Origin of the sequence: Kordia sp., from assembly GCF_965224175.1 — a bacterium.
Lineage (GTDB): Bacteria > Bacteroidota > Bacteroidia > Flavobacteriales > Flavobacteriaceae > Kordia.
Map to the genome: position 1 here is coordinate 1,514,116 of NZ_OZ245041.1, position 22,870 is coordinate 1,536,985.

At 33.4% G+C, this 22,870-nt stretch carries 2 protein-coding genes; both read right to left on the reverse strand.

Going from position 1 to position 22,870, the window contains the following annotated elements; translation table 11 throughout:
• Positions 1 to 2: 2 nt before the first annotated feature.
• Positions 3 to 8,597 carry an amino acid adenylation domain-containing protein gene (locus ACOQOS_RS06695; RefSeq protein WP_420574203.1) on the reverse strand — a complete coding sequence of 2,865 codons (8,595 nt, stop codon included), beginning with the start codon at positions 8,595 to 8,597 and terminating at the stop codon, positions 3 to 5.
• Positions 8,597 to 22,468: an amino acid adenylation domain-containing protein gene (locus ACOQOS_RS06700; protein ID WP_420574204.1), complete on the reverse strand. Its 13,872-nt coding sequence runs from the start codon at positions 22,466 to 22,468 to the stop codon at positions 8,597 to 8,599. Before ACOQOS_RS06700 ends, ACOQOS_RS06695 begins: the two co-directional genes overlap by 1 nt.
• Positions 22,469 to 22,870 lie beyond the last annotated feature (402 nt).

The following is a 22,870-nucleotide window of genomic DNA, read 5'->3' on the forward strand; positions in this document are numbered from 1 at the left end:
CATTAGAAGCGTACACTGCTGACAATATTTGTTTCTAAACTTAGTTTTTGTTGCTTATGTATAAGTTGATTTGAGTATTCGTCATTTTCAAAGACATGCGTAATGATGTTTCCATGATGACAATCTACATTAATGACTTCTAAATTTTCAACGAATTGTTTTACATTATTATCTGCTAAGGTTTGAATATACGCCTGAATTTCATCACTGCCTTCAAAATCAATTCGTGTATCGTGTTGCAATGCTTTGAATAGAACTACGCGACTTCTTGTCAATATTCCAGAAATCGGTTGTTTGCTAATTTTATGTTCAGCTGCAGCTGCTCTCATTACATTGGCTACATAAGTTTCGTCATAACCATCGGCAATCATTTGTGCAGTAGCTATTTTAGTATTTTCAATTTCGTCATACCTATCTAACAATGCTAACAAATGTGCATCTCTGATCAATGTATCTAGTAAATACACATTTATATTTCTACATCCTTTTTGTTCTAGAATGTAAGCCATTTCCAGTGCAATTTGTCCTCCTAACGACCAAGCACATAGATTGATAGTTTCTGTTAGATTTTTTGTAAGCAACTCATTTACATACTTTTCTGCTAGTAAATTTAGGTTTGAAATAGAATCTTCATTCACAATATTATAATTGTCAATTCCGTACGAGTTCATATTGTTTCGGAGCTTATTCGCTAACTCTGTATACACTTCACAACCGCTTTTAGCTGGATGCACAAATAAAAGATTTTTTTCGTTAGCTAAATCGACATTCATCTTTTTGATAAGTGTATTTGATGATCGCTTTTTAGGTACATTTAAAAGTAAATTCTCAATACTTTTATGTTTAAACAAATCCGCAATACTCAACTCTTCTCCTTCGGTAGAAAAAGCTTTATTCATTTTAACAATTAGCTTTATGGCTAAAATAGAGTTTCCTCCTATCTGAAAGAAATCATCTGTAATTCCAACTTTTTCTATGCTTAAAACTTCTTGCCATATAGAACAGAGATTAATTTCTACATCAGTACTTGGAGCTTTGTACAATTCTTCATTCACAAATTCTGCATCAGGCAATGCTTTACGATCTAACTTACCATTAACTGTCAACGAAAAATGATCTAGTGCAACCAAAATACTAGGAATCATATAATCAGGAAGTTGATCTGACAAATGTGCTTGTATTTTTTCTTTATCAACTTTTCCATCGGAAACATAATAACCCACTAAATATGTATGATCATTTTTTTGTTTTGCCAATACACAAGCCTGCTTAACACCTTCTACTGCTCTTAGCGTATTTTCTATTTCGCCTAATTCTATTCGATAACCTCTTATTTTTATTTGGAAATCATTTCTACCAATGTATTCTATATTTCCATTAGCTAGCCATCTTACTAAATCGCCTGTTTTGTAGAGTTTTATATAACCATTTGTTTGATCTTTTTCCGTTGCAAATGGGTTTTCAATAAACCTTTCCGCACTGAGTTCTGGTCGATGTAAATAACCACGAGTTAAATCTACACCACTAATAAACAATTCACCTTGAACGCCTACAGGGACTGGTTGATAGTTATCATCTAGAACATAAAATTTAATATTCTGAATTGGTTTTCCGATGTGAACTAAATCAATATCTGCTTGAATGTCATCGTAAGCGCTTACATCAATTGCTACTTCTGTAGGACCATAAAGATTGTTTAGTTTTATTGTAGGAAATAGATTTTTAAAATCATTCACCAATTGCAATGGAAGTGCTTCTCCACTACAAAAAACTTGCTGTACAGCATGTAGCGATTGTGATGATTTACTTTCTAAATGAGCCACAAAACCATGCAACATACTTGGTACAAAATGTAACTTTGTAACTGATTGATCGTTTAGTACATGATGCAAATACTCAGGATCTTTGTGTCCGTTTACTTTCGCAAAAATCAACTTACTTCCAGAGATAAGAGGCAATAATAATTCCCATACAGAAACATCAAAAACATATGGCGTTTTCTGTAGTATTGTATCAGATTCATTAAAGTTATATGCTTCTTTTTGCCATAACAATCTATTCACTAAAAGTTGATGTGTCACCATCGCGCCTTTTGGTTTCCCTGTAGTTCCAGAAGTATAGATTACATAGGCTACATCTGTAGCTATGTGCTGATTCGTAACATTTGTTGTTGTGTTGTGTTGGTAACAATTTGAATCTAAAGTTATCAAACGAACTGCGTTGATTTGCTGTAAATTTTCCGCCAAATGAGATTGCGTCAATACAACTTCTGTTTTGGTATCTTCAATGATATAATTGATTCTTTCCGCAGGATATTCAGGATCTATCGGAACATACGCAGCTCCAGATTTCATGATTCCTAATATGCCAATGATCATTTCCAAGCTTCTATCTAAACATAAAGCGACCAAAGTATCTGATGTAATGGTTATTTCTGATTGTAGATATCTTGCCAATTGATTTGCTTTCGCATTTAATTCAGCATATGTCAGCGTTTCGCCTTCAAATGAAACTGCAATAGCATTTGGTGTTTGTAAAACCTGCTTTTCAAACAATTCATAAATCGTTTTGTCTTCTGGATATGGTGTTTCTGTCTGGTTCCAATCTACAACGATCTGTTGGTATTCTGCTTCGGTAATCGTTGACAGCTCTGTGTGTTTTTCATCTAAATTTGAAGGTAACTGATTTAGTAATAATTCAATCTTGCTCAAATTGAAAGTAGCTTGTTTTCGGTCTAAAATACTTTGATCTGATTTTAAGTTGATCACTAACTTTTCTCCTTGTTCGTATGCTGTAATTCCTATTGGATAATCTAATTTTTCTACGCCATAACGAAATTCAGGATGTAGCTTATCGTCACCTTCTTGTTTTGCATCAGACATCGGATAGTTTTCAAATACTAGCAAACTATGAAACAATCGTTTTCCTTCTTTTTGCAAGTCCGCAAGATTCGCAAAACTGTGACTGTTAATATCTGTAATTTGCTGATGTACGTACTGAATTTGTTCCAAGATTGTATTGTCATTGGTCCAATCAATAATTAATGGCAAAGTATTAATGTACAATCCAACACTTTCTTCAATACCATGAACTGGAATATCTCTTCCTGAAACTGTAGTTCCAACAATAGTTTGCTTGTCTTGTGTGTATTCCTGAATCAATTTGTGCCAAGCAAATTGAACCAAGGTATTTAGTGTAAGTCCTGTAGTTTTTGTTAGTTTTTTCAATGCATGATATTCGCTTCCTGAAATTTCAATGGCTGTATCTAAAGGACTTTCTAGCGATTTCACTGTATCTAAATCCTGTTTGTGCGACAATAATGGCGATAAATCATTGGTTTGTGCTATGGTTTTAACCTTCGTTTGCCAATAGTCAGCAACACTTTGTTTTTTATTGGATACATAAAGTTGCGCTTCCAAATAAGAAGTGTCTACTTTGACAGCAACTTTTTGATTTTGTTGCAACTGTTCATAATGATTGTGAACCGTATTTAATAAAACTGGTCCGCTCCAACCATCAGAAATACTGTGATGTTCAGATTTTAATATGGTGTAATGTGTCGCTGATTGTTTGATGATGTACAATCGAAGTAAACACGGAACGCTTAAATCAAAAGCAATTTGCCTATCTTTTTCTTGTAGTTCAACAAGATACTTATTGCGTGCTTCTTCAGTTAAATGACTTATATCTAACAATTCAGAATTCAAGCTAGCTTTGCGATAAATTACTTGAATGATATCTTCTTCCCAATTGAATCCTGTTCTGAGAATTGGGTACTTTTTAATCGCTAATTTCCAAGACTTAATATAATTCTCAACATGTAGCGGTTGTTTGTAATCAAATAAAATCTGTACGCGATATGCATCGTCTTCTTTTTGACTCAATGCATGATATACAAATCCTTGTTGTAAGCTATTCGCTGGATATATGGCTTCTATTTGTCTGTCTTTCTGCAAATTGTCTAATAGATTTTGTGAAATGGTAACTGTACCAAAATCACTTGGCGTGTGCTTTGTTTCTTTGCTTTTGATTTTGTCTAAACAGTGTTTGATGACTGCTGATAAATGCTGCTCAAAGTTGGCTGCGAAGCGTTTTGTTTGTTTTGATCCTAATCTGCTATCTATTCGAAAACGCAATTTGCCTTCTACAACCATTCCATTAATGTTGATTAATGTTGTATCTTCATTTTCATCATGAATCGCCATGCCTGCATCTTCAGACACAACTTGCCAGTATTCGTCTTTGCTATCAAATTGACCTAAGTAATTGAAACTTATTCTTGGTAAATTGATCATTTCCTCAGGAAAAATTGCGCCAAATCCAATGCCTTTGTTTGGAATCTTACGAAGGTTTTCTTTGATCGATTTGATACTTGACGAAATCGTATCTTCTAATTGTAATTCAACAGGATACAACGTTGTAAACCAACCAACAGTTGCACTGTGATCAATGGTTTCATTTAATGCTTCTCTTCCATGACCTTCTAAGGTAATGAATTGGTTATTAGAACTGTTCCAATCTTGAAGCGTGAAGCCTAAAGCAGTTAATAATAAATCATTTACTTCTGTATGATAGGCTTTGTTTGCTTTTCGTAATAGATTTTTTGTTTGCTTTTTGTTGAGTTTGGTTTTTCCTGTAGAAACTTCTTTTTCTTCAATTTTCAAAGGAACAATGCTTTGTAATAGATTGTTCCAATATGTTCTTTCTGTTGGATGCTTCTCTTCATATTGTGACACTTCTTCAACCCATTGACGATAACTACTTGATTTGCTTTCAAGTGTTTTTCCTTCATATAAAGATTTGATATCTTCAATTAAGATTCGCCAAGAAACCGTATCAATGATTAAATGGTGAAAAGCAAAAAATAAGCGTGCGCTTTTGTCTTCATATCCTTCAAGATATGCCGATGTCCACAACGGAATTTCATGAATATCAAAATTACTTTGTAGCGCTGTTAGTTTAGTAGCGATTTCTTTTTCTGATAGATTTTCTACATTTAAAACTGAAATTTCTGGAACTTCAATTTCTGAGAGATAACGCTGATTTCTATCTCCAAAAATCAAACGCAATACATCATGTTGCGTCACAATTGCTTCTATTATTTCTTGAAGTTTTTCTGTATTTAATTTTGGAACTTTTAATAGAAAACTTTGATTCCAATGATTGAATTTCCCGAATTGACCACGTTGCTTTTTATCAAAAAACCATTTTTGCACAGGAAGCAAATCAAAGGTTCCTTCTAGCAAACCTTGTTCGGCAGTAATGGCAACTGTTTTTACATCTTCAGCAATGAAAAGTGCTAATTTTGAAATGGTTCGATGATCAAAAATGGCGCGAACACTACAATTGAGTCCTTGTTTTCTCAGTCTTGAACTTAATTGAATACTTAAGATAGAATCGCCGCCGATACGGAAGAAATCATCAGAAACACCAATTTTTTCAAGATTTAAAACTTCTTGCCAAACTTCACATATTTTAATCTCCAAATCAGTGCTTGGCGCTTCATAAGATTCTTCACTGACAAACTCAGCTTCTGGTAAAGCTTTTCGATCTAATTTATTATTAATTGTTAAAGGAAAGTATTCCAATTCAACCAAAATACTCGGAACCATATAATCAGGAAGCTGAGCAGAAAGATGTTCTAAAATTTCTTCCTGACCTACCATTTCATCGGAAACATAATAACCAATTAAGTATTTATTACCATTTCGTTCTTTGGCTAATACACAACATTGTTTGATGTTTTTAATAGCACTGATTCTATTTTCAATTTCTCCTAATTCTATACGATAACCTCTTATTTTTACTTGAAAATCATTGCGTCCCATGTATTCCATGTCTCCGTCTGGAAGCAAGCGTACCAAGTCGCCTGTTTTATACAAACGCGTGTACCCTTTTTCTATATCTGATTGACTTGCAAATGGATTTTTAATGAATTTCTTCGCTGTGAGTTCAGGTTTATTTAAATATCCACGCGCCAATCCTGCACCGCCAATATGCAATTCGCCCACAACACCAACTGGCACAGGTTTGTTGGTAGCATCTAATACATAGCTTGATAAATCATTTATGGCTTTTCCTATGTTTGAAGACGCTTTTTCATCTTCAAATACTTCTTTGTACGTAACATGAACCGTCGTTTCTGTGATACCGTACATGTTGATCAAAGTGGTTTTGAAGTTATATTTTCGCTTCGTATTCCACCAATTATCTAATAATTTTACTTGTAACGCATCTCCTCCAAAAATGATATATCTAATCGATAATTCAGAGATATCTTTGTAATTTAAGTTGTCTGCAAAAGTGTAAAAAGCGGTTGGTGTTTGGTTGAGAACCGTAACTTTATGTGTAAGACACAAATCTATAAAACGAGGAATATCCTTGACTGTTTCATTGTTTGGGATGACAAGTTTTCTACCAAAAAGTAATGCGCCCCACATTTCCCAAACACTAAAATCAAATATGTATGAATGATACAAAGTCCACGTATCCTTATCATTGAAAGTAAACTGATGATCTGTAGTACTGAATAATCTTTGCACATTTCCATGCGTTTGTAAAACTCCTTTTGGATTTCCTGTAGTTCCAGATGTATAGATTACATAGGCTAAATCGTTTGGTTGATTTTGTAATGTAAGATTTGAAGTTGCTATATTTTCACAAGAAATCGTATCTATTTCTATGAATGTTACTTCATTGTTTGCTGTAAATCGATCCGCTAAGTGCGATTGCGTAAGCATCAAATCTGTTTTTGTGTCTTCTAAGATATAGTTGATTCTTTCGGTAGGATATTCAGGATCGATTGGAACATATGCAGCTCCAGATTTGAGAATTCCTAAGATTCCAATCATTGTTTCTAGACTTCGATCTAAACAAAGTGCAATTAAGGTATCTGGCGTAACATTTGTTTGTGACTGAATGTATCTTGCCAATTGATTTGCCTTTGCATTTAATTCAGCATATGTCAGTTCTTTATCTTCAAAGACAATCGCAATCTTTTCTGGTGTTTGTAAAACTTGTGCTTCAAACAGTTCGTGAATCGTTTTGTCTTTCGGATAGTTTGCTGCTGTTTGATTCCAGTCAATAACAATTTGCTGATATTCTGCTGCCGTTACAATGCTGTAATCTTGAAGTTTTTTAGTTTCTTCTCCAACCATTTGTGCCAATATGAGCTTGTAATGATTGATCATACGTTGGATTGTGGCTTCTTCATACAACGAAGTCGCATAGTTAAACGAACCTTGGATTTCATCCTGAGAATCATCTAGAAAACAACTTATATCATATTTTGCAATTGCATACGTGTCTTTTAAAGGCAATTCTTTGAATACATCACAAACCGTTTCTCCTCCAAAAGATTGCACTCCAAACATAACTTGAAATACAGGATGACGTGAAGAATCTTGTACAACTCCTAGAGTTTCTACTATTTTTTCAAATGGAATGTCTTGATAACGTTGTGCTTCTATTAAATTAGCTTGAACTTGAGTTAGTAATTCTTCTACTGTCGATTCTTTATCTAGTTGTTCTCGAAGTGCCAAACTATTGACGAAGAAACCTATTAAATCCTGAATTTCTGCATAGTGTCGATTGGCAATTGGCGTTCCTAAAATGATATCATCTTGACCTGTATATTTATGCAATAGAATATAAAATCCAGATAATAAGGTTGTGTACATCGTGCAACCTTGAGCTTTTGATAAGTCCCTGAGTTTATTGGATAAATCTGAAGGTAACGTGAATAATTCGTCAGCGCCAGCGTACTCGATTTGTTTTGGTCTGTTATTGTCCGTTGGCATAGCTAATGGTTCATAGCCAGCCAATTTTTCTCGCCAATATGCTTGCTGATTTTCTAGAAGTTCTCCTTGTAAATATGCACGTTGCCAAGTTGAGAAATCTTTGTATTGAATGTCTAAATTTGGCAGCTTTTTTCCTTTGTAAATCGCGTCTATTTCTTTGAGTAAGATGTCTTCCGACCAACCATCAGATGCGATATGATGAATGGTGATTAAGAGTTTTGTATTTTCTGCTTCTTGATAGAAATTAACGCGAATCGGAAATTCTTTTTGAAGATCAAATGGCGTATTGATGTCTTTTACGATTTGAGCTTCTATGTTCGTGTTTTGATGTGAATGTTCATGTATTTTAAGTTCTTCGTTAAGCACTAATTGTACATAACGTTCATCTTCTTGCTGAAAAATGGTTCGCAATACTTCATGACGTTGTACTACTTGTTGAATTGCTTCTTTTAAACGATGTATAGCTGTATTTTCAGCCAATTCTACTAATAGAGGAATATGATAAGCGTTCGTTCCTTGTTCATATTGTTCAATGAACCATAAACGTTCTTGCGCAAATGATAAAGAATGCTTTTCTGAAGTCTTTAGTTTGTATGCACGTGGAAGCTTGATTTCACTTGATAAAATTTCATTGTATTCCAATATCGATAGTATCGATTCTTTATTTTGACTCAGTTGACTTAAAAATTCCTTATCTGCAAAAGACTTTGGAAATCTAGATTTTAGCTTTCCATCTTCTGTCCACAAAAGAACTCCTAAATTATTCGCTTGGTATATTAGTTTTAAGTTCTTTTCCATTACAATTCTATTTCTATAAATTCGTCTTCTTCTACTATTGATGTAGAAATACATTCAAGTATTTCTTGCACTGTTTTGTGTTTAAAAACATCCGCAACTTCAATGGATGCATCAAATTCCTTGTTGATTTTATGCGCAAGTTTTATAGCTAAAATTGAGTTTCCACCTATTTTAAAGAAATCATCAGTGACTCCAACTTTAGTTACGTTTAAGACTTCTTGCCAAATTTTACACATCTTAATCTCCAAATCAGTACTTGGCGCTTCATAAGATTCTTCACTGATAAATTCAGCTTCTGGCAAAGCTTTTCGATCAATTTTGTTGTTGATGTTTAGTGAAAATTGTTCTAATTCCACCAAAATACTTGGCAACATGTAATCGGGAAGTTGCGTTGATAGCTGTGCTAAAATTTCTTCTTGAGTAAGCGTTTCATCTGAAACATAATAAGCAATTAAGTATTTATTGCCATTTCTTTCTTTGGCTAATACACAAGATTGTTTGATACCGTTTATAGCGTTTAGTGCATTCTCAATTTCTCCTAATTCTATTCGATAACCTCTTATTTTTACTTGGAAGTCATTTCTTCCAACATATTCGATGTTTCCGTCTGGAAGCAAGCGTACTAAATCGCCTGTTTTGTACAAACGCGTATAGCCTTTTTCAATATCTGCCTGACTTGCGAATGGGTTTTCAATGAATTTTTCAGCTGTAAGTGCTGGTTGATTTAAATAGCCGCGAGCAATACCTGCGCCGCCAATATGCAATTCGCCGACAACACCAACTGGACAGATTTGTAGATGTTTATCTAATATATAGTGTTTTTTGTTGTTTAAACCTTTTCCTATAGGACTGATATCATCATATTCGAGTTGCGATAAGTTGCAAAAAGTAGAATATGTAACTGTTTCTGTAGGTCCGTAAACATGTAAAAGACTTAATGCTGGATAGGTGTTTTTTACGATTGCTATGTTTGTATCATTTGAATTTTCGCCTCCGAATAGAATTTGATCTAAACCTGCTAAAATTTCTATTTTGTTTTCTACTACTGAATTGAATAATGCCGTTGTAAAAAAGACCGTATCTATGTTGTTTTGCGTAAATCGCTTGTGTAATAAATCTAAGTCTGTGACATCATTTTTTGCGATCATTACATATTTCTTCCCTGAAAGTAAAGGAACAAATGCATCAAATATGCTTCCGTCAAATACAAAGCTTGATAAACCTGCAACTGTATTCACTTTTGCATAGTCCATGAAATTATTTTCAATCGCAAAGCTAAGAACTGATGTATGTTCAACCATGACTCCTTTTGGATTTCCTGTAGTTCCTGATGTATAAATTACATAAGCTAAATCGTTCGGTTGATTTTGTAATGTAAGATTTGAAGCTGCTATATTTTCACAAGAAATCGTATCTATTTCTATGAATGTTACTTCATTATTTGCGGCAAATCGATCCACTAAGTGCGATTGTGTCAACATCAAATCTGTTTTTGTATCCTCTAAGATATAGTGGATTCTTTCGGTTGGATATTCAGGATCTATTGGAACATATGCAGCTCCTGATTTTAGAATTCCCAAGATTCCAATCATCGTTTCTAAACTTCGATCTAAACAAAGTGCAATTAAGGTATCTGGCGTAACATTTGTTTGTGACTGAATGTATCTCGCCAGTTGATTTGCCTTTGCGTTTAACTCAGCATATGTCAGCTCTTTATCTTCAAAGACAATCGCAATCTTTTCTGGTGTTTGTAAAACTTGAGCTTCAAAGAGTTCATGAATCGTTTTGTCTTTTGGATAATTTGCTTCTGTTTGATTCCAATCAACTACAATTTGCTGATATTCTGCTGCCGTAATCGTAGAAAGTTCTGTATGTTTCTTATCTAAATTTGAAGTTAGTTGATTCAGTAATAGTTCAATCTTACTTAAATTAAATTCCGCTTGCGCAGTATTTAAAATCGTACGATCTGATTTTATATTGACTACTAAACTTTCTCCTTCTTCATATGCTGTAATTCCCATAGGATAATCCAGCTTTTCTACTGCATAGTTATATTCTACACACAACTTATCTTCACTTTGTCCCTTGTCTTCTGGCATCGGATAATTCTCAAATACAAGCAAACTATGAAACAATCGTTTTCCTTCTTTTTGTAAGTCCGCAAGATTTGCAAAACTGTGGCTGTTAATGTCAGTAATTTGCTGATGTACGTATTGAATTTGTGCTAAGACAGTATTTTCATTTGTCCAATCAATAATTAATGGTAAAGTATTGATGTATAACCCAACACTATCTTCTATACCATGAATAGGAATATCTCTTCCTGAAACTGTAGTTCCAACAATAGTTTGCTTGTCTTTCGTATATTCTTGAATCAACTTGTGCCAAGCAAATTGAACTAATGTATTTAACGTAAGTCCTTCTGTTTTTGTTAGTTTTTTCAGTGCTTTATATTTACTTCCTGAAATTTTAATTGAGGTATCAAAAGGATTTTCTAGTGATTTTACGGTATCTAGATCCTGTTTGTATGACAATAATGGTGATAAATCATTGGTTTGTGTTACTGTTTTTACTTTTTTCTGCCAATAATTTTCTATGGTATATTTCTCTTTAAAAAGATACTCTTGCGCTTCTAAATACGAGTTATCAACCTGAATTTGAATCTTTTGTCCTTGTTGAAGCTGTTCGTAATTTTCATGTACCGTATTTAATAAAACTGGCTCGCTCCAACCATCGGAAATACTGTGATGTTCTGATTTTAAGATGGTGTAATGTGTCGCTGATTGTTTGATGATATGAAGACGCAATAAACAAGGCTCTTTCAAATCGAAAGCAATTTGTCTATCTGCTTCTTGTATTGCAATGATTCGTTGTTTTCTTTTTTCTTCTGGCAGATCACTAATATCTGAAATATGATATGCTAATTGTGCTTCTGTATATACAATTTGTAGAATTTCTTCTTCCCAGTTAAAACCTGTTCTGAGAATTGGATATTTTTTAATCGCTAATTCCCATGATTTTATATAATTCTCAACATGAAGCGATTGTTTGTAATCAAATAAAATCTGTACGCGATACGCATCATCCTCTTTTTGACTTAACGCGTGATATACAAATCCTTGTTGCAAGCTATTCGCTGGATATATGGCTTCTATTTGTCTGTCTTTCTGTAAATCGTCTAATAGATTTTGTGAAATGGTAACTGTGCTAAAATCGCTTGGTGTATGCTTTGTTTCTTTGTTTTTGATTTTGTCTAAACAGTGTTTGATGACGGCTGATAAATGTTGCTCAAAGCTGGCTGCAAATCGTTTTGTTTGTTTTGAACCTAATTTGCTATCAATACGAAAACGTAGTTTGCCTTCTACAACCATTCCGTTAATGTTGATCAATGTCGTATCTTCATTCTCATCATGAATCGCCATGCCTGCATCTTCTGATACCACTTGCCAATATTCGTCTTTGCTATCAAATTGACCTAAGTAATTGAAACTAATACGTGGTAAATTGATCAATTCTTCAGGAAAGATTGCCCCAAATCCAATTCCTTTGTTTGGAATCTTACGAAGGTTTTCTTTGATCGATTTGATACTTGACGAAATCGTATTTCCTAATTGTAATTCAACAGGATACAAAGTCGTAAACCAACCAACAGTTGCACTGTGATCAATGGTTTCATTTAATTCTTCTCGTCCATGACCTTCTAAGGTAATAAACTGATTACTAGATCCATTCCAATCTTGAAGCGTGAAGCCTAGAGCAGTTAATAATAAATCATTTACTTCTGTATGATAGGCTTTGTTTACTTTTCGTAGTAGACTTTTTGTTTGCTTTTTGTTAAGTTTGATTTTTCCTGTACAAACTTCTTTTTCTTCAATCTTCAAAGGAACAATGCTTTGTAATACATCGTTCCAATATGTTTTTTCTGTTGGATGCTTCTCTTCATATTTTGACACTTCTTCAACCCATTGACGATAACTACTTGATTTGTTTTCAGGCGTTTTTCCTTCATATAAAGATTTGATATCTTCAATTAAGATTCTCCAAGAAACCGTATCAATGATTAAGTGGTGAAAAGCAAAGAATAAGCGTGCGCTTTTGTCTTCATATCCTTCAAGATATGCTGATGTCCACAACGGGCTTTTGTTGATGTCAAAATTACTTTGTAGTGCTGTTAGTTTAGTAGCGATTTCTTTTTCTGATAGATTTTCAACATTCAAAATCGAAATTTCCGGAACTTCAATTTCTGAAAGATAACGCTGATTTCTATCTCCAAAAATCAAACGTAATACATCATGTTGCGTTACAATTGCTTCCATTACTTCTTGAAGTTTTTCTGTATTCAATTCTGGAACTTTTAATAGAAAACTTTGATTCCAATGATTGAATTTCGCTAATTGACCGCGTTGTTTTTTATCAAAAAACCACTTTTGTACAGGAAGCAAATCAAAGGTTCCTTCAAGTAATCCTTGTTCGGCAGTAATGGCAACTGTTTTTACATCTTCAGCAATGAAAAGCGCTAGTTTTGAAATGGTTCGATGATCAAAAATGCCGCGAACACTACAATTGAATCCTTGTTTTCTCAGTCTTGAACTTAATTGAATACTTAAGATAGAATCGCCGCCGATGCGAAAGAAATCATCGGAAACTCCTATTTTTTCAAGGTTTAAAACTTCTTGCCAAACTTCACATATTTTAATCTCTAAATCGTTACTTGGTGCTTCATAGGATTCTTCACTAATAAATTCAGCTTCCGGTAAAGCTTTTCGATCAATCTTGTTGTTGATGTTTAATGAAAACTGTTTTAATTCCATCAAAATACTTGGCAACATATAATCGGGAAGTTGCGTTGATAGCTGTGCTAAAATTTCTTTTTTCGTGATTATAGATTCTAAAGTGAAATAAGCTACCAAATGCTTTTTTCCATTTCTTTCTTTGGCTAACACACAAGATTGCTTGATGCCGTTTATAGCATTTAGCGCATTCTCAATTTCTCCTAATTCTATACGATAACCTCTTATTTTTACCTGAAAATCATTTCTTCCAACATATTCGATGTTTCCGTCCGGAAGCAAGCGTACTAAATCGCTTGTTTTGTACAAACGCGTATAGCCTTTTTTAATATCTGCCTGACTTGCGAATGGGTTTTCAATGAATTTTTGGGTAGTAAGTTCAGGCTGATTTAGATAGCCGCGAGCAATACCTGCGCCGCCAATATGCAGTTCTCCAACAACACCAACTGGACAGATTTGTAGATGTTTATCTAATACGTAGTGTTTTTTATTGTTTAAACCTTTTCCTATCGGACTGATATCATCATATTCGAGTTGAGATAAGTTGCAAAAAGTAGAATATGTAACCGTTTCCGTAGGTCCGTATACATGTAATAAACTTAATGCTGGATAGGTATTCTTTACAATGGATATGTTTGTATCATTAGAGTTTTCACCTCCGAATAAAATTTGATCTAAACCTTCTAAAATTTCAATTTTGTTTTCTACCACTGAATTAAATAATGCCGTTGTAAAAAAGACCGTATCTATGTTGTTTTGTGTAAATCGCTTGTGTAATAAATCTAGATTTGTGATATCATTTTTTGCGATCATTACATATTTTTTTCCAGAAAGTAGTGGAACAAATGCATCAAATATGCTTCCGTCAAATACAAAACTTGATAAACCTGCAATTGTATTCACTCTTACATAGTCCATGAAGTTATTTTCAATGGCAAAACTAAGAACTGATGTATGTTCAACCATGACTCCTTTTGGATTTCCTGTCGTTCCTGATGTATAGATTACATAGGCTAAATCGTTCGGTTGATTTTGTAGTGTAAGATTTGAAGTTGCTAAATTTTCACAAGAAATTGTATCTATTTCTATGAGTGCTACTTCGTTGTTTGCTATAAATCGATCCACTAAGTGCGATTGTGTCAACATCAAATCTGTTTTTGTGTCTTCTAAGATATAGTTGATTCTTTCGGTTGGATATTCAGGATCTATTGGAACATATGCAGCTCCTGATTTTAGAATTCCCAAGATGCCAATCATTGTTTCTAGACTTCGATCTAAACAAAGTGCAATTAAGGTATCTGGCGTAACATTTGTTTGTGACTGAATGTATCTCGCCAATTGATTTGCTTTTGCGTTTAATTCAGCATATGTGAGTTCTTTTTCTTCAAAGACAATCGCAATCTTTTCCGGTGTTTGTAAAACTTGTGCTTCAAAGAGTTGGTGAATCGTTTTGTCTTTCGGATAGTTTGCTGCTGTTTGATTCCAATCAACTACGATTTGCTGATATTCTGCTGCCGTTAAAATGCTGTAATCTTGAAGTTTTTTATCTTCTTCTTCAACCATTTGTGCCAATATGAGCTTGTAATGATTGATCATGCGTTGGATTGTAGCTTTTTCATACAACGAAGTCGCATAGTTAAACGAACCTTGGATTTCATCCTGAGAATCATCCATAAAACAACTTATATCATATTTTGCAATCGCATACGTATCTTTTAAAGGCAGTTCTTTGAATAAATCACAAACCGTTTCTCCTCCAAAAGATTGCACTCCAAACATAACTTGAAATACGGGATGACGTGAAGAATCTTGTACAACTCCTAAGGTTTCTACTATCTTTTCAAATGGAATGTCTTGATAACGTTGTGCTTCTATTAAATTAGTTTGAACTTGTGTTAGTAATTCTTCTACTGTCGATTCTTGATCAAGTTGTTCTCGAAGCGCCAAGCTATTGACGAAGAAACCTATTAAATCCTGAATTTCTGCATAGTGTCGATTGGCAATTGGCGTTCCTAAAATGATATCATCTTGACCTGTATATTTATGCAATAGAATGTAAAATCCAGATAATAAGGTTGTGTACATCGTGCAACCTTGAACTTTTGATAAGTCCCTGAGTTTATTAGATAAATCTGAAGGTAACGTGAATAATTCGTCAGCGCCTGCGTACTCGATTTGTTTTGGTCTGCTGTTGTCCGTTGGCATGGCTAATGGTTCATAGCCAGCCAATTTTTCTCGCCAATATGCTTGCTGATTTTCTAGAAGTTCTCCTTGTAAATATGCACGTTGCCAAGTTGAGAAATCTTTGTATTGAATGTCTAAATTTGGCAGCTTTTCTCCTTTGTAAATCGCGTCTATTTCTTTGAGTAAGATGTCTTCTGACCAACCATCAGATGCAATGTGATGAATGGTAATTAAGAGTTTTGTGCTTTCTGCTTCTTGATAAAAATTAACGCGAATTGGAAATTCTTTTTGAAGATCAAATGGTGTATTGATGTCTTTTACGATTTGAGCTTCTATGTTCGTGTTTTGATGTGAATGTTCGTGAATTTTAAGTTCCTCGTTAAGGACTAATTGTACATAACGTTCATCTTCTTGCTGAAAAATGGTTCGCAATACTTCATGGCGTTGCACTACTTGCTGAATTGCTTCTTTAAGGCGATTTATAGCTGTATTTTTAGCCAATTCTACCAATAAAGGAATGTGATAAGCGTTCGTTCCTTGCTCATATTGCTCAATAAACCATAAACGTTCTTGTGCAAATGATAGTGGATATTTTTCTAAGTTTTGTGCTTCAATTTTTAATCGCTTAGAAGTGTTTGTGCTTACATGTTTAGCAAGACTAGCAATCGTTTTATACTTTAAAATATCTGCAACAACTACTCGTATATTTAAAGATTTAGTGATTTTATGAGATAGTTTTATGGCTAAAATCGAGTTTCCTCCAATTCGAAAGAAATTATCTGTTACGCCAATTTTTTCTAGGTTTAATACTTCTTCCCAAATTTTACAAATTCTAATTTCTACATCCGTACTTGGAGCTAGATAAGAATCATTGTTTGCAAATTCAGGATCTGGCAACGCTTTTCTATCTAATTTCCCATTGTTTGTTAGTGGAAAACGCTCTAGTGCTACCAACATATCTGGCAGCATATAATCTGGCAATTCTGCGGATAAACTTTCTTGTATTTTTTCTTCTTTTATTTCTTCGTCCGAAACATAATAGCCAACTAGATATTTATTACCATTTTTTTCTTTGACTAACACACATGCTTGTTTGATTTCTGTAATTGAATTTATAGCATGTTCTATTTCTCCTAATTCTATACGATAACCTCTGATTTTTACTTGAAAATCGTTTCTACCGATATATTCCATGCTTCCATCGGCAAGCAATTTTACTAAATCTCCTGTTTTGTATAAACGCGTATAGCCTTTTTCAATATCAGTTTGACTGGCAAATGGATTTTCAATGAATTTTTGGGTAGTAAGTTCTGGTTGATTTAAATATCCGCGTGCTACACCAGCTCCGCCGATATGTAATTCTCCCACAACGCCAACAGGAACTGGTTTATGATTGTTTCCTAAAACATAGACTTTGTAATTATTGTAAGGTTTTCCAATACTATTGATCGCGTTCATGTTTAGTATTGTGGTTGTTCCAACAGTAGCTTCCGTTGGTCCGTATTCGTCATACACATTTGAAATGTGTTGATTTAAAAATTTCAGTTGATTTGTATCACTTTTTTCTCCACCTATAAAACAGCTTTTCACTTGATGCGTTAATTCTTCAAAATGAATCTGCGTTAAAAATGAAGGTGTCGATTTTATGAAATCAATCTTATATTTTTTTAAATGTGATAGATATTTGTCGATTTCAACGAGTTTTCCTCCATATATACAAATTCGTTTCCCTAATACTAAAGGAGCTAATGTTGTGGTAACTGATAAGTCAAAAGAAAAATTACTTGAATAATCAATATTTTCAAGGTTTTCGAAGCATGTTGCTATGTTTTGAATGTAATTATATACCGATTTATGTTCAATCATTACACCTTTCGGTTTTCCGGTGGTTCCCGAAGTGTAAATGACATACGCTAAATCATTCGGTTTATTTTGAACAGCTAGATTGGAAGTATCTAAATTTTGATATGAAATTGTATCTAAGGCAACACTTTTCACCTCAGCACATTCTTTTATTTTGGAAGTTATATGTGATTGCGTTAATACTAAATTCGTACGTGTATCTGCTAAAATGTACTTGATTCTTTCCGTTGGATATGCTGGATCTATCGGAACATACGCTGCTCCAGATTTTAGAACGCCTAGAATGCTAATCATCATTTCTAAGCTTCTATCCATACAAATTGCAATCAACGTATCTGAATGAACTTCTGTTTCCGCTTGAATGTATCTTGCTAGTTGATTTGCTTTCAAATTCAATTCCTGATAAGTCAATACTGATTCTTCAAGGGAAACAGCAATTGCTTCAGGTGTTTTTAGAACTTGCGCTTCAAATAGTTCATGAATCGTTTTATTTTGTGGATAATTTACTGTTGTTTGATTCCAATCTACTACGATTTGTTGGTATTCTTCGGCTGTTATTGTGGTTAATCCTGAGTGCTTTTCTTTTAGATTTGTTGTTAATGTATTGAGTATTAATTTTATCTTACTTAGATTAAATTCTGCTTGCGTTGCTGTGAGAATCGCTCGATCTGATTTCAATCCTATTACAATACTTTTTCCTTGTTCAGTCACCGTAATTCCCATTGGGTAATCTAACTTCTCTACAGCATATCTAAATTCTGGATATAATGTATTTTCTCCTAAATCTTTAGGTTCAGGCATTGGATTACTTTCAAAAATGAATAGACTGTGAAATAATCGTTTTCCTTCTTTTTGTAGGTCTGCAAGATTTGCAAAACTGTGACTGTTTATATCTGTAATTTGCTGATGTACGTGTTGAATCTGTTCTAAGACTGTATTTTCATTTTCCCAATCAATAATTAATGGTAAAGTATTGATGTATAACCCAACACTTTCTGCAATACCATTTATTGGAATTTCTCTTCCAGAAACCGTCGTTCCAACAATAGTTTGCGTATCCTGCGTATATTCTTGAATCAGTTTATGCCAAGCAAATTGCACCAAGGTATTTAAAGTAATTCCAGTAGTTTTTGTTAGTTTTTTCAGTGAATCATATTCATCTCCTGAGATATTGATAGCGGTATCAAAAGGTTTTTCTAGTGACTTAATTGCATCTAAATCTTGTTTGTAAGATAATAACGGAGATACATCGTTTACTTGTTTGATGAACAATGATTTTTTATGCCAGAAATCAGTAATTTCTTTTCTATGTTTTGCATAGAAATTTTGTGCCATTCCGAAAGAATCATCGACTAAATTAGTTATATGATTTCCTTGCTGTAGTTGTGCATAAAATTCGTGAACAGCGTTTAATAATACAGGACTACTCCAGCCATCTAAAATACTGTGATGTTCTGATTTTAATAAGGTATACTGTGTCTCCGATTGTTTGATGATGTAGAGTCTAAACAAAGAAGGTTGCTTTAAATCGAACGCAATACTTCTATCTTTTTCTTGTAGTTCAAGAATGTACGCTTCCTTTTCGTTTGCTGATAAATCACTAATATCAATGGTTTTACAATTCAATTCTGCACTTTGATGCACTATTTGAATAATTTCTTCTGACCAGTTGAATGAAGTTCTTAATATTGGATATTTTTGAATCGCGAATTCCCATGCTTTGATGTAATTCTTGACATGTAATGTTTGATTGTAATCAAATAGAAATTGTACTCTGTATGCGTCATCATCTTGTTGGCTTAATGCATGATACACAAAACCTTGCTGTAAACTGTTAGCTAGATAAATAGCTTTTATTTGTTGATCTTTTTCTATTTTATCCAATAGATTTTGTGAGATTTTAACCGTTTCAAAATCACTTGGTGTGTGTTTTATTTCTTTGTTTTTGATTTTTTCTAAACAATGCGTTACAATATCTTCTAAATGCTGTTGAAGATTTTTTGAAAACTGGAGTGTTTCATTTTCACCTAATTGACTAATGATGCTAAAGTTGAGTTGACCATCTGTCACCATTCCCGTAATATTGATAATATCTGACTCCATATTATTTGGATGTACTGGAGTTCCTGAGCTTTCAGAGATGACTTGCCAAAATCCGTCTTGCGTATCAAATTGTCCCAAATAGTTGAAAGTAATACTTGGCAGGTTGATATAATCATTAGGATATATGGCTCCAAAACCTATTCCTTTGTTAGGAATGGCACGTAAATTTTCCTTGGTCCATTTAATGTTCGATTCTAAGTTTTGTTGCACAGAAAGTTGCACAGGATACATTGTGGTAAACCAACCTACTGTTTTGCTGTGATCAATTGTTTCATTCAGTTGTTCACGTCCATGTCCTTCTAAAGTAATAACATTTGTCGATTCTTTATTCCAATTGTGAAGCGTTAAATTTAATGCCGTTAATAGTAAATCATTTACTTCAGTATGATAGGCTTTGTTGGCTTTTTGTAGTAAATCGCTTGTTAGTTTTTTGCTGATCTCGATAGTACGGAATGCTTCTTTACGCTCAGAAACATTGTAGGTTGGCATTGTCTGTAAAATATCATCCCAATAGTTTTTTTCTGTTGGGTGCTTTTCTTCGTAAGCTGATATTTCATGTACCCATTGACGATAACTACTCGATTTTTCGTCTAAAAACTCGTTGTTGTATAACGATTGGAAGTCTTCGATCAATATTCTCCAGGAAACTGCATCTACAATTAAGTGATGTAATGCAAAATATAAACGTGCTGTATTGTCTTCATATCCTTCTATATAAGCTACATTCCATAAAGGTCCGTTATGAATTTCAAATTGATTTTGCCAGTTTGTAAATGTCTGTTTTATTTTTTCTTTTGATAGATTGGTAACATTAAGAGTTTGTAATGTTGGTACAATACTCGTAGATGCATATTGCTGTGTAGTATCATTAAAATTAGCACGTAAAATATCATGTTGAACAGCCAAAGTTTCAATAATATTCTGAATTCTTTCTACTTTAAGTTCTGGTACTTTCACTAAAAAACTTTGGTTCCAATGATTGAATTCAGGAAGTTGTTCCGCGTTTATTTTATCAAAGAACCATTGTTGAATTGGTAGTAAACCAAAGGTTCCTTCTAATTTTCCTTGTTCAGCAATGATTGGATTTACATCTACATTTGATGCTATAAACTGTGCTAATTTCGATATGGTTCGATGATTAAAGATAGTACTAACACTACATGAAAAACCTTGTTTTCTTAGTTTTGAACTTAACTGAATACTTAGGATAGAATCTCCGCCAATGCGAAAGAAATCATCTGATATTCCAATTTTTTCAAGATTCAATACTTCTTGCCAAATTTCACAAATCTTGATTTCTAAATCTGATGTTGGCGCTATGTACGTTTCTTCATTGGTAAATTCAGGTTCAGGCAAAGCTTTACGATCTAATTTCCCATTGATTGTTAGTGGAAAACTATCAATTTGTACAAAAGCACTTGGAATCATGTATTCAGGCAACTGTGCTGCTATTGCTTTCAGAATAGTTTCTTCCGTAATTTCAGTGTTAGATGTGTAGTAAGCTGCTAAATATTTGCTTTCATTTCTCTCTTTCCCTAAAACGCAAACTTGTGTTATTTCTTCAATTGAGCTTAATACATTTTCTATTTCTCCTAATTCTATTCTAAAACCTCTGATTTTAACTTGAAAATCATTTCTACCTATATATGCTACATTTCCGTCAGGTAACCAACGTACTAAATCGCCTGTTTTATATAATTTATCATACCCATTTATTAGATCTTCTTCCGTAGCAAAAGGATTTGCAACAAATTTTTCAGCGCTAAGTTCTGGACGATTTAAATATCCTCTTGATAGATTTTGTGCTCCAATAAACAATTCTCCTTCCGCACCAATTGGCACAGCTTGGTTGTTTTCATTCAACACATAAAATTTTATATTTTGAATAGGTTTTCCAATAGGAATTATGGAAGCATTTGCTTGTATATCATCATACGAACTTACATCTATAGCGACTTCTGTTGGTCCGTAGAGATTGTTTAGTTTTATATTTGGATATAATTCTTTAAAATCAGTAGCTAGTGAAGTTGACAGCGCTTCTCCGCTACAGAAAACGTCCTTTACAAAAGATAATTTATTTACATCAGCACTTTTTAAATATGCAACAAAACCATTTAACATACTTGGCACAAAGTGTAGTTTTGTTACCTTTTGATGTTCAATAATTCTATATAAATATTCTGGTTCTTTATGACCGTTTACTTTTGCAAAAAGTAATGTACTTCCTGATATTAGTGGCAATAATAATTCCCAGACAGAAACATCAAAAACATACGGTGTTTTTTGTAAAATAGTATCACTTTCATTAAAATTATATGCTTCCTTTTGCCATACCAATCTGTTTACTAATAATTGATGTGTTACGACTGCTCCTTTTGGTTTTCCTGTTGTACCGGAAGTATAAATTACATACGCAAGATCTGCTGCTGTGTTTTGTAAAATAAGATTACTTGTTTCTTCTTCTTTGTATGGTTCACTATCTAAAGTGATTAATGGAACATTACTAAGTTTTTTTAAATTTTCTATCAAATGGTTTTGTGTTAAAACTATAGCACTTTCTGTATCATTTAATATAAAACTGATTCGATCAGAAGGATATTCTGGATCAATAGGAACATAAGCACCACCTGCTTTTTGAACTCCTAGAATACCAATAATCATATCTAGGCTTCTGTCTAAACAAAGTGCAATTAATGTATCTGGATGAATGGTTGTTTGTGTCTTTAAATAACGAGCAAGTTGATTTGCTTTCGCATTTAATTCGGCATAAGTGAGTTCTTTTCCTTCAAAAACTGCCGCAATAGTATTTGGCGTTTTCTCCACCTGTTCTTCAAATAACTGATAAATGACTTTTTCGGAAGGATAAACTGCATCTGTATTGTTCCAATCAATAACAATCTTGTTATATTCATCTTGACTGAGTAAACTCATCTTAGATGATTGAGTGCGGGGAGTTTTTTTGACTAAATCCATTAAGGGGCTATTTTTTTAATGATTTTTTGAATAAAAACTAAATCCTCAAACTTACTTCGCACTTATACAATTCTATGTAAGATATAATCACGTTTGTAAGCTCAAGTTATTAGTAATATAGTAGGTTAATGCTTTGAGTAAAACTAAAATAGCCTTACTCATTTTAACAAAGTTATGTTTTAAACTAAATGAAAGTATAAGTAAAAATACCTGTTTTTTTCTACCGTTTTTTGGTATTTTCACCTCAACAATATACTTGGAGCAATCGTATTTATCAGCAATATTATAGCGTAATAGAACCTAAAATTATTTATATTAGGCACTACTAAATGAATTATTTATCCTTGGATAATTCTTCAA

Bases quoted from the DNA above. Each gene is read 5' to 3' on its own strand.
- ACOQOS_RS06695 (WP_420574203.1), bottom strand. From the start codon at position 8,597: ATGGAAAAGAACTTAAAACTAATATACCAAGCGAATAATTTAGGAGTT.
- ACOQOS_RS06700 (WP_420574204.1), bottom strand. From the start codon at position 22,468: ATGAGTTTACTCAGTCAAGATGAATATAACAAGATTGTTATTGATTGG.